General features: G+C 73.1%; 12 protein-coding genes, 1 tRNA gene and 2 pseudogenes. 12 read left to right on the plus strand and 3 right to left on the minus strand.

All coding sequences use genetic code 11. The features are described 5' to 3' along the window. The first annotated feature begins 56 nt into the window (after positions 1 to 56). The 10 genes from IF37_RS0110125 to IF37_RS0110170 all read left to right on the plus strand — a co-directional run bounded on the left by IF37_RS0110125 (position 57) and on the right by IF37_RS0110170 (position 9785). Positions 57 to 815 (plus strand): IclR family transcriptional regulator, encoded by a 759-nt coding sequence (locus tag IF37_RS0110125; RefSeq protein ID WP_037856169.1) that lies wholly within the window; start codon positions 57 to 59, stop codon positions 813 to 815. 581 nt (positions 816 to 1396) lie between these two features. After that, complete coding sequence (locus tag IF37_RS39210; protein ID WP_253915718.1) at positions 1397 to 3802, plus strand: ATP-binding protein; 2406 nt, start codon at positions 1397 to 1399, stop codon at positions 3800 to 3802. Positions 3803 to 3888: 86 nt separating this feature from the next. Further along, the gene (locus IF37_RS0110135; RefSeq protein ID WP_030739531.1) at positions 3889 to 4323 is read left to right on the plus strand and encodes a roadblock/LC7 domain-containing protein; all 435 of its coding nucleotides are present in this window, start codon (positions 3889 to 3891) and stop codon (positions 4321 to 4323) included. Positions 4324 to 4325: 2 nt separating this feature from the next. Further along, positions 4326 to 4697 (plus strand): DUF742 domain-containing protein, encoded by a 372-nt coding sequence (locus IF37_RS0110140; protein WP_030739533.1) that lies wholly within the window; start codon positions 4326 to 4328, stop codon positions 4695 to 4697. Continuing rightward, entirely contained in the window at positions 4675 to 5274 is a 600-nt protein-coding gene (locus IF37_RS0110145; RefSeq protein WP_030739535.1) for an ATP/GTP-binding protein, read from the plus strand. Before IF37_RS0110140 ends, IF37_RS0110145 begins: the two co-directional genes overlap by 23 nt. Positions 5275 to 5335: 61 nt before the next feature. Then, positions 5336 to 5911: a GAF domain-containing protein gene (locus IF37_RS0110150; RefSeq protein WP_030739537.1), complete on the plus strand. Its 576-nt coding sequence runs from the start codon at positions 5336 to 5338 to the stop codon at positions 5909 to 5911. A gap of 197 nt (positions 5912 to 6108) precedes the next feature. Continuing rightward, positions 6109 to 7137 carry an L-threonine 3-dehydrogenase gene (gene tdh, locus IF37_RS0110155; RefSeq protein WP_030739538.1) on the plus strand — a complete coding sequence of 343 codons (1029 nt, stop codon included), beginning with the start codon at positions 6109 to 6111 and terminating at the stop codon, positions 7135 to 7137. A gap of 56 nt (positions 7138 to 7193) precedes the next feature. After that, the gene (locus tag IF37_RS0110160; RefSeq protein ID WP_030739540.1) at positions 7194 to 8393 is read left to right on the plus strand and encodes a glycine C-acetyltransferase; all 1200 of its coding nucleotides are present in this window, start codon (positions 7194 to 7196) and stop codon (positions 8391 to 8393) included. Between the two features lie 30 nt (positions 8394 to 8423). Further along, positions 8424 to 9326, plus strand: a complete 903-nt coding sequence (locus IF37_RS0110165) for a LysR family transcriptional regulator (protein WP_030739542.1) — start codon at positions 8424 to 8426, stop codon at positions 9324 to 9326. A 99-nt stretch (positions 9327 to 9425) separates the two neighbouring features. Continuing rightward, positions 9426 to 9785 (plus strand): MmcQ/YjbR family DNA-binding protein, encoded by a 360-nt coding sequence (locus IF37_RS0110170; RefSeq protein ID WP_030739544.1) that lies wholly within the window; start codon positions 9426 to 9428, stop codon positions 9783 to 9785. Between the two features lie 288 nt (positions 9786 to 10073). On the opposite strand, the pseudogene IF37_RS39215 reads toward IF37_RS0110170, so the two are convergent. Further along, positions 10074 to 10995, minus strand: a pseudogene (locus IF37_RS39215) (transketolase family protein). Between the two features lie 33 nt (positions 10996 to 11028). Next, on the minus strand, positions 11029 to 11736 hold the full coding sequence (locus IF37_RS0110185; protein ID WP_030739548.1) for a transketolase: 708 nt from the start codon (positions 11734 to 11736) through the stop codon (positions 11029 to 11031). A gap of 126 nt (positions 11737 to 11862) precedes the next feature. Between IF37_RS0110185 and IF37_RS0110190 the strand changes: the two genes are divergently transcribed. Together IF37_RS0110190 and IF37_RS45640 are read left to right on the plus strand one after the other, a co-directional pair. Further along, positions 11863 to 11936: transfer RNA gene (locus IF37_RS0110190), tRNA-Pro, on the plus strand. 85 nt (positions 11937 to 12021) lie between these two features. Next, positions 12022 to 12243, plus strand: a pseudogene (locus IF37_RS45640) (transporter); the annotation flags it as partial. Positions 12244 to 12277: 34 nt separating this feature from the next. Here IF37_RS45640 and IF37_RS0110195 read toward each other — a convergent pair. Next, on the minus strand, positions 12278 to 13036 hold the full coding sequence (locus IF37_RS0110195) for a MerR family transcriptional regulator (RefSeq protein ID WP_030739550.1): 759 nt from the start codon (positions 13034 to 13036) through the stop codon (positions 12278 to 12280). Between the last annotated feature and the right edge of the window lie 50 nt (positions 13037 to 13086).

The raw sequence follows: 13086 nt of genomic DNA on the forward strand, positions 1-13086 counted from the left end.
GACTCGATCGGGGCACGTGCACGCGGAACAGGGACGAACGAAGCAGGGGAGGCGCCATGCCCGGTCAGACCGGGCCGCGAGCAGCGGAGCGCATCCTCGAGGTGCTGGAACTCGTCGCCGAGGCGGCCGGGCCGGTATCGGCCAAAACCCTGGCCCGCAGTCTCGGCTGCGCCCTGTCCACCGTGTACACCCTGCTCACCCCACTCACCCAACGCGGATACCTGGTACGCGCGGACGGCGGCTACGAACTCGGCTACCGGGTCCCCGCCCTGCACCGCTCGTTCCAGCGGCAGACGGGTGTGGACGACGGCATCGACGGACTGCTGGCGAGGTTGCAGCACGCCACCCGCGCCTCGGCCAACTACGTGGCCTTCCAGGGCGACGGCCTGGTGATCGCGGACGTCAGGACCGTCAGTCCCCGAGGTGAGGAACGGCCCGCTCTGGGCGTCGGGGTCGATCCGCGGACCCACGCCTACGCCCACGGCAAGATCGCGCTGGCGGCCGCGAGCCCGGCAGCGCGCCGTCGATACCTGGAAGAGCCCGGTCTGCGCCGGTTCACCCCGCACACGATCGCGTCCGCCACACGACTCGACGAGGAACTGCGGCGGATCCGGCGTTCCGGAGTCGCTCTGGACGTCGAGGAAGCCCGGCCGGGACTGGCCTGTCTGGCGGCGCCCGTACTCGGTGCGGACGGAACCGTGATCGGATGTGTCGCCCTGTCCGTCGATCCGGACGAACTGCGCGTCAGACGGTCGCCGTTGATCGCCACCGTGCGCCGGGCCGCCCAGGAGGCCACACAGGTCCACCACCGCTGAGCTGTCCTTTTCCGGACGACAGCCTCTTCGGGCTCGCCACCGCACACCCGCGTAGCGCACGCACTTTGTACGTGCGCTTCGTCGTGTGCCCGTGCGTTCCGGCTTCTCCGCCCGCCTGGCCACGGCCAAAGCAAACACTCTCTGTGATGGGAGGCTGGGAATCGGACCGCTGCCCAGGGTTCTCGCCGGTCCCCTTCGGGGTGGGTGGGAAGCGCGCTGCGGCGTGCGCGGGGGCGCTCGGCGCGGAGGAGGAGAACGGGGCGCGACTCACCCGTTTTCCCTCCGCGACCACTTCTGACCAGCGCTGATCGATCTTGCCTGAGTCCGGTCGCCCGCCGAACGGCGGTCATCGGACTTTCGTACGGCCCCTCATACCAGAGCGGGACGCTCCCCGGGGGACTTCGCCAACTGCCCACCGAGCAGGGCGCGCAGGCAACTACTGTGAGTGTCCGTAGGGCGACACGCGGCCGGACTCACCGGTCCGGTCGGCCCACGCCGCGATGACGTGTGCCCGCATCGACGCATGCCCGCAGCGCACCGCACGAGGACACCAGGCCCGACGGACCAGTACGAGGACGCAGATGTCTCACCTCCGAGCACCGGCCACCCGCGCCGACCGCCGCGAGGGCGGCCGGCACGGGCGGCCGGTCGCCCGACCCGCCCCCGCACTGCCCGACCCGCACATACGGCCCCAGCTCATGCGGCTCGCCGTGCTGCCGCCCCTCGCGGTCGCGCTCGGCGCCAGCGCGGCGGTGCTGTTCAGCGTCCGCTCCGCCGGCACCCGCACCAGCCCCCTCCTGTGGGCCGTGATCGCCGGGGCGGTCGGCGTGACCGTCGCCGGCATCCTGATCGCCGCCGTGGCCGCCGACCGCGCCGCCCGCTCGGTCACCGACCGCGTCGACGCGCTCCGCCGCGCCGCCGCGCAGGGCGAGGCCGACCTGCACGCCCTGGTCGACGCGCTGCGCCGGGGCGAGAGCCCGCCGCGGCGCAGCCAGCGCCGCCGGCTCCCCGCGGACGCCGACGACTTCGAACTGCTCGCCGCCGACCTGACCCGCGCGCACGACGGCGCCGTCACCGCCGTCGTACGGGCCGCCCAGCTCTCCAGCCGTACGGGCAGCGAACAGAAACTGGAGGTCTTCGTCAACCTCGCCCGCCGGCTCCAGTCGCTCGTACACCGGGAAATCCTGATCCTCGACGACCTGGAGAACGAGATCGAGGACCCCGGTCTGCTCAAGGGGCTGTTCCACGTCGACCACCTGGCCACCCGCATCCGGCGGCACGCCGAGAACCTCGCCGTGCTCGGCGGCGCGGTCTCCCGCCGGCAGTGGAGCAACCCGGTCAGCATGACCGAGGTGCTGCGCTCCGCCATCGCCGAGGTCGAGCAGTACCCCCGGGTCAAACTGGTGCCGCCCGTCGACGGCGAACTGCGCGGCCACGCCGTCGCCGACGTCATCCACCTGCTCGCCGAACTCATCGAGAACGCCACGGTGTTCTCCGCCCCGCACACCCAGGTGCTGCTCCGCGCCAGCCTCGTCACCTCCGGGCTCGCCGTGGAGGTCGAGGACCGCGGACTGGGGCTGCCCGTCGCCGAGCAGAACCGGATGAACGCCCTGCTCGCCGACCCCGACCAGGTCAACGTCGCCAGCCTGCTGGCCGACGGCCGTATCGGTCTCTACGTCGTCTCCCAGCTAGCCCGCCGGCACGGCATCCACGTGCGGCTCCAGAGCAACATCTACGGCGGTGTGCAGGCCGTACTCGTCGTTCCCCAGGCCGTGTTGGGCCGGACGCGGAGCGCGCCGGAGGCGGACACCGGGGCGTCACGGCAGGTACCGGTGCCCGTGCCGCCACCCGCGCGGGAACCGGCCGCGCGGCCCGCGAGCGGCACCGTGTCCGGGAACGCCACGGAGACCGTCGCGGGGAGCACCACCGAGATCGAGGCGGGGACCGACGTCGGGAACGGCTCCGCGGCCGGCGGGGGCACTGGGGTCTGGGCGGGCTCCGCGGCCGGCGGGGGCACCGGGGCCTGGGCGGGCTCCGCGGCCGGCGGGGGCACCGGGCCGGTTCCGGCCACCGGGCGGCGACTCCACGCACAGCGCGGAAGCGGGCGGCGCGACACGGAGAGCGGTACGCGCGGACGGCACGAAGGTGCCCCGGCCCCGCTGCCCGTGCGCGGCGCGCGGGAGCGTCGGCCCGCCGTCGCCGATTCCGTGCCCGGCGTCAGCGCCGAGGGCCGGGCGGTGGTGGAGGCGAACGCGGGTGTCCTGCCCGCCCCGCGCGTCGGCACGGTCGGCGGCACCGCCGACAAGCCCCTGCTGCCCCGCAGGCGCGCCCAGGAGCACATCGCGCCCCAACTGCGCGGCGGCCCGGCGCCCCGCCAGAACACCGACCGGGTCGCCGGGCACGACCCCGGCCTGATGGCCGCGTTCCGGCGCGGCATCGGACTCGCCGAGGCGCAGGCGCAGCGGAACGTGGAGTCGGGGTACGAGGAGCCGAGGTACGGGCTGGAGCATGGGAGTGTCCCCGCCATGGACTCCGGCCATATGGGCTCCGGGCACATGGGTTCCGGTCATTCCGGTCATATGGGCTCCGACGGCACAGGGTCTGCCCGGACGGCCGTCGGCCACACGGAGTCTGACCACATGGGCGTCCATGACATGGGCTCGGCCCCCACAGCCTCAGACCACACCACCTTAGACCACAGGGGCTCGGCCCACACAGCCTCAGACCACAGGGGCTTGGACCACACAGCCTCGGGCCGTACCACCTCAGACCACGCAGCCGCAGCGCACATGGGCGCCCACGACATGGGCTCGCCCCACACAGTCCCGGACCCCACGGCCCCCGAACAGACGCCCGCCCCGGCCCCCATACCCCAGGTCCATGCCCACGCCCACGCCCCTGTCCACGCGCCCCCGCCGGACGGCAGCCGCGGCGCCGGCCGGGCCGGGGGGAGCGGCGGGAGCGGGGGGAGCGCCCCGGCCGGATGAGCACGTCCGCACCCGCACGTCGTACCCCCACCCCCAGCGCTCCCGCAGACATGCGGACCCCAAGGACCCCAAGGAGTCGATCCACCATGGCGAGCGATGCGCCGACCGCCCACGCCTCCGACCTCGACTGGCTGCTGAGCGGCCTCGTGCAGCGCGTACCCCACACCAGCAGCGCGGTGCTCCTGTCCTGCGACGGACTGGTCAAGTCCGTGCACGGCCTGGACATCGACAGCGCCGACCACATGGCGGCCCTGGCCTCCGGTCTGTACTCCCTCGGCCGCAGCGCCGGCGTCCGGTTCGGCGACGGCGGGGACGTCCGCCAGGTCGTCGTCGAACTCGACGCGACCCTGCTCTTCGTCACCACCGCCGGCTCCGGCACCTGCCTCGCCGTCCTCGCCGGCCGCGAGGCCGACGCAGCGGTGCTCGGCTACGAGATGGCGATGCTGGTCAAGAGCGTGCGCCCCTATCTGGTGACCGCCCCCCGGCAGCACGCCGTGGACTCCGCCGCGACGAGGCCCTGAGCGTGGCCGCAGCCGGCGACGGACCCTGGCTGGACGACGCGGCCGGGCGGCTGGTGCGCCCCTTCACGGTCAGCAACGGACGCACCGAGCCGAGCATCGCCCTGGACCTGATGTCGCAGGTGATGGCCACCGGCGTCACCCCGCTCGGCTACCTCGGCCCCGAGCACGCGCAGGCACTCGACCTGTGCCGCGCGCCCGTCTCGGTCGCCGAGGTGGCCGCCCAGCTGAGACTGCCCGCCGTGATCGGCAAGGTGCTGCTCTCGGACCTGGTCGACTGCGGCGCGCTGACCACCAAGCCGCCCGCCTACCACCACACCCCCACTGACCGGTCTCTGCTGGAGGCAGTGCTCGATGGACTACGACGACAGCTCTGACCCGTTCCCGACCGCGCTCAAGATCCTCGTCGCGGGCGGCTTCGGGGTCGGCAAGACGACCTTCGTGGGCGCGGTCAGCGAGATCGCGCCGCTCAGCACGGAGGAGCTGCTCACCACGGTCGGCGTCGGCACGGACAGCCTCGAGGGCGTCGAGAACAAGATGGAGACCACGGTCGCCATGGACTTCGGCCGGATCACCCTCGACCCGGAACACGTGCTGTACCTGTTCGGCACACCGGGGCAGGAGCGGTTCTGGTTCATGTGGGACGAGCTGTCCGAGGGCGCGCTCGGCGCGGTGATCCTCGCCGACACCCGCCGGCTCCAGGAATGCTTCGCCGCCGTCGACTTCTTCGAGGAGCGCGGACTCGCCTTCGTCATCGCCGTCAACGAGTTCGACGGCGCCCACCGCTACAACCCGGACGAGGTGCGGGCAGCCATCGACCTGGACCCGGAGATCCCGGTGGTGCGCTGCGACGCCCGGATCTCCAGCTCCGGTGTGCAGACCCTGCTCACCCTCGTACGCCATCTGCTCTCCCATGCCCCGGCGACCACGCCCAGCCATGGCGCCCACATGTGATCCCGTCCTACCGCCCACGGAGCCGCTATATGAGGTACTCCCACAGCGCCGGAGCCCGGCCATGAGCTACGAGCCGCCCCGGCCGGTCCGGGGTCTGCTGCTCACCCCCGAGGACAAGGAGGCCCCCGCCCGTGTGCAGCGGCTGCGCCGGCTCGGCCTCGCCGACCGGGCCGACCCCGCGCTCGACGCCTTCGCCGGCCACCTCGCGCAGCTCACCGGCGCGTTCTACGCCATGGTCAACTTCATCGGCGAGGAGCATCAGTTCTTCGCCGGACTGAGCGTCACGGCCACCGCGCCCGTCGTGCGCGAGGACGGCAGCAGGGCCGAGATCGGCCGGGTGCTGCCGCGCGATCATGGTTTCTGCCCCCATGTGGTGGTCCGCCATAAGGCGCTCGTTCTGGAGGACGTCCGCGACTATCCGCGGTTCGCGGGCAACCCGGTCGTCGACGAGTTCGGCATCCGCTCCTACCTCGGCGCCCCGCTCCTCGACAGCTCCGGCAGGGCGCTCGGCACCCTGTGCGCCGCCGACACAGCGCCCCGCACCTGGGGCAGGGCGGGCCTGGAGACCGTCAAGGCGCTCGCCGCCGACCTCGTCGTACGCCTCGAACGCGGGGTGCCGGACGGTCTGCCCCTCTGACGTGGGCGGCTTCCCGGACGGCGGCAGGCAGGCCGTCGCGCGGGGCCTGAAGGAAAGCTGAGGCGCCGGTTAAGAAAAGCTCGATGGACCGGGACTCGCGCGTACGGCAGATTGCAGGGTGATTCCACCCCTCTGACCCGGTGCGGGCGCCTTCGGCGTGCCCGCGGGCCGGGCCTCACCACACAGGAGCCGTAGCGTTGAAGGCGCTCGTCAAGGAGAAGGCCGAGCCGGGACTGTGGCTGACGGACGTCCCGGAGCCCGCCATCGGCCCCGGTGACGTACTGATCAAGGTCATGCGGACCGGCATCTGCGGTACCGACCTGCACATCCGGGCCTGGGACGGCTGGGCCCAGCAGGCGATCCGCACACCGCTCGTGGTGGGCCACGAGTTCGTCGGGCAGATCGTCGAGGTCGGCCGGGACGTCACCGAGATCCGTGTCGGCGACCGGGTCAGCGGCGAGGGCCACCTGGTGTGCGGCAAGTGCCGCAACTGTCTGGCCGGCCGCCGCCACCTGTGCCGGGCCACCGTCGGCCTCGGCGTCGGCCGCGACGGCGCGTTCGCCGAGTACGTCGCCCTGCCCGCGTCCAACGTCTGGGTACACCGGGTCCCCGTGGACCTCGATGTCGCCGCGATCTTCGACCCGTTCGGCAACGCCGTGCACACCGCGCTCTCCTTCCCGCTGGTCGGCGAGGACGTCCTGATCACCGGCGCCGGCCCGATCGGCCTGATGGCCGCCGCCGTGGCCCGGCACGCGGGCGCCCGCAACGTCGTCGTCACCGACGTCAGCGAGGAGCGCCTGGACATCGCCCGCAAGATAGGGGTGAGCCTCGCCCTCAACGTGGCCGGGTCCACCATCGCCGACGGCCAGCGCGAGCTGGGGCTGCGCGAGGGCTTCGACATCGGCCTGGAGATGTCCGGCCGCCCCGAGGCCATGCGCGAGATGATCGCCAACATGACGCACGGCGGCCGGATCGCCATGCTCGGCCTGCCCGCCGAGGAGTTCCCGGTCGACTGGGCCCGGATCGTCACCTCGATGATCACCATCAAGGGCATCTACGGCCGCGAGATGTTCGAGACGTGGTACGCGATGTCGGTGCTGCTGGAGGGCGGCCTCGACCTCGCCCCCGTGATCACCGGCCGCTACGACTACCGCGAGTTCGAGGCCGCCTTCGCCGACGCGGCGAGCGGCAAGGGCGGCAAGGTCATCCTCGACTGGACCGTGTGAGCCCGTACCCCGGACACGCGCACCCCCTCACCCCGTCAGCACGTTCAGGAGCCCCCATGTTCGACACCGTCCGCGACGACCTGCGCGCCACCCTCGACGAGATCCGCGCCGCCGGCCTGCACAAGCCCGAGCGGGTCATCGACACCCCGCAGTCCGCGACCGTGCACGTCTCCGCCGGCGGCCGTCCCGGCGAGGTCCTCAACTTCTGCGCCAACAACTACCTCGGCCTCGCCGACCACCCGGCCGTCGTCTCCGCCGCCCACGCCGCCCTGGACCGCTGGGGCTACGGCATGGCCTCCGTCCGCTTCATCTGCGGCACCCAGGAGGTCCACAAGGAGCTGGAGGCGCGTCTGTCGGCGTTCCTCGGCCAGGAGGACACGATCCTGTACTCCTCCTGCTTCGACGCCAACGGCGGTGTCTTCGAGACCCTGCTCGGCGAGGAGGACGCGGTGATCTCCGACGCCCTCAACCACGCCTCCATCATCGACGGCATCCGCCTGTCCAAGGCCCGCCGGTTCCGCTACGCCAACCGCGACCTCGCCGACCTGGAGGCCAAGCTCAAGGAGGCCACCGAGGGCGGCGCCCGGCGCAAGCTGATCGTCACCGACGGCGTCTTCTCCATGGACGGCTACGTCGCGCCGCTCGGCGAGATCTGCGACCTCGCCGACCGCTACGACGCGATGGTCATGGTCGACGACTCGCACGCCGTCGGCTTCGTCGGCCCAACCGGCCGCGGCACCCCCGAGCTGCACGGCGTCATGGACCGTGTGGACATCATCACCGGCACCCTCGGCAAGGCGCTCGGCGGCGCCTCCGGCGGCTATGTCGCCGCCCGCGCCGAGATCGTCGCCCTGCTGCGCCAGCGCTCCCGCCCCTACCTGTTCTCCAACACCCTCGCCCCGGTGATCGCCGCCGCCTCCCTGAAGGTCCTCGACCTGCTGGAGTCCGCCGACGACCTGCGCGTCCGGCTCACCGAGAACACCGCCCTCTTCCGCAGCCGGATGACCGAGGCCGGCTTCGACATCCTCCCCGGCGACCACGCCATCGCCCCGGTGATGATCGGCGACGCGGCCGAGGCGGCCCGCATGGCCGAACTGCTGCTGGAGCGCGGGGTGTACGTGATCGGCTTCTCCTACCCGGTCGTCCCGCAGGGCCAGGCCCGCATCCGCGTCCAGCTGTCCGCCGCGCACTCCACGGACGACGTCAACCGCGCGGTCGACGCGTTCATCGCGGCGCGCGCCGCGCTGGCCGCCTGACCTGGGCCGTAGTCCTGGGATAATCGAAGCATGATCGAGGCACGGCGGCTCCACATCCTCCGTGCGGTGGCGGACCACCGCACGGTCACCGCGGCGGCCGCCGCGCTGTACCTCACCCCCTCCGCCGTCTCCCAGCAGCTGACGGCCCTGGAGCAGGAGACCGGCCACCGTCTGGTGGAGCGCGGCGCCAAGGGGGTGCGGCTCACCCCGGCCGGCGAGATCCTGCTCAGCCACACCAACGCGGTCCTCGCCCAGCTGGAGCGCGCCGAGGCCGAGCTGGCCGCCTACGGCTCGGGCGAGGCGGGCACGGTCACCGTGGCGGCCTTCGCGACCGGCATCGCCCAGGTCGTGGCCCCGGCGGTGGCCCGCCTGTCGTCCCGGGCGCCCGGCATACGCATCCGCGTCCAGGACGCCGAGGGCGACGAGAGCCTGCCCATGGTCCTGGACCGGCAGGTGGACGTGGCGGTCGCCGTCGAGTACCGGGGCGCGCCGTCGGCCGACGACCCCCGGCTGACCCACGTCCCGCTCTACGCCGAGCCGTTCGACGCGGTCGTCCCGCTGGGCCACCGCCTGGCCGACGCCCCCGAGGTGCCCCTCGCCGACCTGGCCAAGGACCCCTGGATCGGCCCGTACCCCGGCAACCCCTGCCACGACGTGGTGGTCCTCGCCTGCGAGAGCGCCGGCTTCCAGCCCCGGCTGGAACACTCCTCCGACGACTTCCGCGCCGTGGTCGCGCTCGCCTCGGCCGACGCGGGCGTGGCCCTCGTCCCGCGCTCCGCGCTGCGGGGCATGGACCTCGCCGGCGTGGTCGTACGTCCCGTCGACGGCGTCGCCCCGACCCGCCGGGTCTTCGCCGCCGTCCGCCGGGGCGCGGAGGGGCATCCGCTGATCCGCCCGGTGCTGGAGGCGCTCGACTGGGCGGCGCAGACCTGAGCGTTCGCTGACCGACGCCGAGGCCCCCCGGCCCCTGTCCGGCAAGGGCCGGACGCCCCCGGCGGGGGACTGTCAGTGGCAGGGGCTACGGTGCGTGGCATGCCGGACGCAGAAGACGTACGCCGAATCGCCCTGTCCCTGCCGGACACCACGGAGAAGGTCGCCTGGAGCATGCCGACGTTCCGGGTGGCCGGGAAGATGTTCGCGACCCTCCCGGAGGACGAGACGTCCCTCGCGGTGCGCTGCCCCAAGGTGGAGCGCGACGAACTGGTGCTGGCCGAACCGGGGAAGTTCTGGATCGCCGACCACGAGGCCCAGTTCGCCTGGGTGAGAGCGAGACTCGCCGCGCTGGAGGACGAGGAGGAGCTGCGGGCGATCCTGGCCGACTCCTGGCGCCAGGCCGCACCGACCCGCCTCCTGGACGCCCACCCCGCGCTGGGGCTGCCGCCGGAGGACTGAGAACCCCGGTGTGCGCGGCCGGGGGATGGCATGCTCCCGCGCGACGGCCGGACAGTCGGTCGGGCAGCCGGCGGGTACGGCGGACCGAGGCCGGGGCACCGGCCCTGTGGTCGCGGGACTTCGGGCTGTTCTTCACGGCCCGGGCCGTGGCCCGGCTCGGCGACACCATGCTGCCCGTCGCCCGCGCCGCGGGCCTGCTGGCGGTTCCGGCGATACGCGACCTGGTCCGGGCCGACCCGGGCGCCCCGGCGCACTGACCCGGGCACCCCCGCACGCTGACCCGCAGGCTCACCGGGCCGCCGGCACCCGTCCGGCGCCCACGAAGCCGCAGATCCGCTCCCGCAGGCTCGCCGCGTCCAGGCCGTGCGCGGCCACGTGCTCCTCGATCGTGCCGTAGCGGCGCAGCTCGCGGCGGCCGACACCGAGGCCGAGCACCCGGTGCGGCACGTCGGACAGCGCCTCGCTCACCGCGGCGGTGGACGTCCCGGCCAGGTACGGCTCGACCAGCACGACGTCCGTGCCCGCCGTCTCCGTCGCCCGGCGCAGCCCGGCCGCGTCGAACGGCCGTACGGTCGTCCGCGTACAGCACGGTCACGTCGAGCCCCTCGGTGGCGGCCAGGACCGCGTCCAGCACCGGACCGACGGCGACGACGACGCCCGAGCGGCCCTCGCGGACGGTCCCGAAGCGCTGGCCGTCCACCGCCCGCCCCCGCTGGTTGGACTGCGCGGACAGCCGTACGTAGACCTTGTCGTCGCCCGCGGCGACCGCCTGGCGCAGCAGTGTCCCGGCCTCGTCCGGATGCCCGGGCGCGTGCACGGTCCAGCCGTCCAGCGTGTCCAGGAGGGCCACGTCGCCCGGCGCCATGTGGGTGAAGCCGCCGGCCGGCCAGTCGAAGGAGGCGGCGGCGCTCACCAGCACCGCGCCCGTGTCCTGGTGTCCCAGGTCCAGTTTGACCTGCTCGAACGGCCGCTCCACGAGGAAGCTGGCGAAGGTGTGCACGACGGGCCGCAGCCCGGTGAGCGCCAGCCCCGCCGCCGCGCCGACCAGCAGTTGCTCGCGGATGCCGACGTTGATCACCCGGTCGGGATGCAGACCGGCGGCCTCCCGGAAGCCGTCGGCACCGATCTCGGCGAGGACGACCGCGACCCGCGGGTCCTCGTCCAACAGCCCGGAGACGACGGCGGCGAAGCGGTCACGCATGGTGTCCATGAGGGTGGGCCCTTTCGAAAGAGCGGGGGAGGGTCAGGCGTTCTTCGGCTCGACTCGGGCCACGACCACGTGCGGCCGGCCCGGGTGGGGCGCGGTGAACGCCGCGTACAGGGCCTGGTGGTCGCGCCCGTCGACGGTCACCGCGGACCAGCCCGCGGCCTCGAACCGGGCGGTGATCCCGCCGGGACGCGCGTGGCCGGCGGAGGCGTTGTCGATCACGACGGTGTGCAGCCGGTCCAGTCCGGAGGGTCCGGCGAAGGCGATCGCCTCGTGGTTGCTGCCCTCGTCCAGCTCGGCGTCCCCGGTCAGCACCCAGACCGCGGGCCCGGTCCGGCCCTGGGCGCGCAGGCCCAGCGCGGTGCCCACGGCGATCGGCAGCCCGTGCCCGAGCGACCCGCTGCCGATCTCGGCCCCCGGCACCAGCACCCGGTCCGGGTGGTGTCCGAGCGGGGAGTCGTACGTCCCGAACCCGGGCAGCCACGCCACGGGCAGGAAGCCCTTCGCGGCCAGCACGGCGTAGTACGCCATGGGCCCGTGGCCCTTGCCGAGCAGGAACCGGTCCCGGCCCGGGTCGTCCCGGGACCCGGGAGTCACCCGGAGCACCCGGTCGTAGAGCACCCACAGCACGTCAAGGGTGGAGGTGGCCGCCGGGCCGTGCTTCTCGTCGCCGGTCATGAGGCCCATCAGCCGGGGCAGGTCGTCGTAGCCGTGGGTACGGCTCTGGTCCGCGGTGGTCGTCATACCGACGATCGTGCGACCTCAACCAAGCTTGAGGTCAACGGCGGAAAGGCGCGCGCGATCACCGATCCGAGTGCGGTATTGTTTCCCTGCGCGTTCGGCCGGGGAAACCCCCAGGTCAAACGGCATCGGGACGTGGCGCAGCTTGGTAGCGCACTTGACTGGGGGTCAAGGGGTCGCAGGTTCAAATCCTGTCGTCCCGACTCGTGAGAGTCGCAGTTCAGGGCCGGTTTCGGAGCAATCCGAAACCGGCCCTCGACCGTTTCCGGGGACCAGTGGGGGACCAGGCTCACGGCCGCGTCCCAGGTCCTGTGGAGCAGCCCGCGCCTGATCCGCACCGCCGGCGACTTCACCCGCTACGGCGTGCATGCCGTCCGCGGGCACCGGAGGTCGATAGACCTGGTCCGATACCGACTCTTCGGCAGCGCTTGCGACCGTGCGTCGGTGAGCGGCGGGATGCGGGTGGCCCGTCGGGCGCGCCGTCACGCGGTTGCCAGGGCGGCGGCTGACGCCGGGCGTCGATGGCGGAGCTGTTGCACCGCGCTCAGCTCAGCCGGGTGGTGGCATAGACCTCGATGGCGTCGCGCTGGTACGCAGCCAGACCCGGGGCGATCGCTTCGTACGCGGCGCGCCAGGCGTCGTTGTCCACGCAGGAGCGGCCCATGGCCCGGTACTCGTCGACGGTCACGGTGCGCAGCGCGATCAGGGTCCGGTACTGGGCGTCGATCTCGGACTGCACCGGCTCGGCGTCGACCCGGTGCCCGGCGGCCATGAGTTCGGCCAGCCGGACCATCCGAGCCGTGCGCTCGCGCTGCCCGGCCTCGACGTCATGCGGGCTCATCCCGGCGACCCGGCGGGCTACCGCTTGGGCGTGCTCGGGGAAGTCGCGCAAGGTCTCCTGGTACTGGGCGGGCGTCACGCCCTCGAACAGGTTCTCCGGTCGGTTGATGGTCATGGGTTGGCCGTCCTTCCTGGACTGTTCCAGTTCGGCGATCGTGCGCGAGACGGTGCCGGCCAGGGCGTCGAGGCGGTCGCGTTCGGCGAGCAGCCGCCGGTGGTGGCCGCGCAGCGCTTCCACCTCGTCGACCTGCTCGGCCAGGACCCGGCCGATCTCGGGCAGCCCCAGACCCAGGGCCCGAAGGACGAGGATCTGCTGTAGCCGCAGCAGCTGGGGCTCCTCGTAGTAGCGGTGGCCGTTGGTCCCGATTCGGGCGGGCGGGAGCAGGCCGATCTCGTCGTAGTGCCGCAGGGTCCGGGCAGTCACGCCGGACATCCGTGCGACCTCCGCGATCGGCCAGTCCATCACCGTCTCCCTCGCACATGTGTCGCCGGGCCGGTCTCTCCGGCCCTGTC

This window comes from Streptomyces sp. NRRL S-31 (assembly GCF_000718775.1).
Classification (GTDB): domain Bacteria; phylum Actinomycetota; class Actinomycetes; order Streptomycetales; family Streptomycetaceae; genus Streptomyces.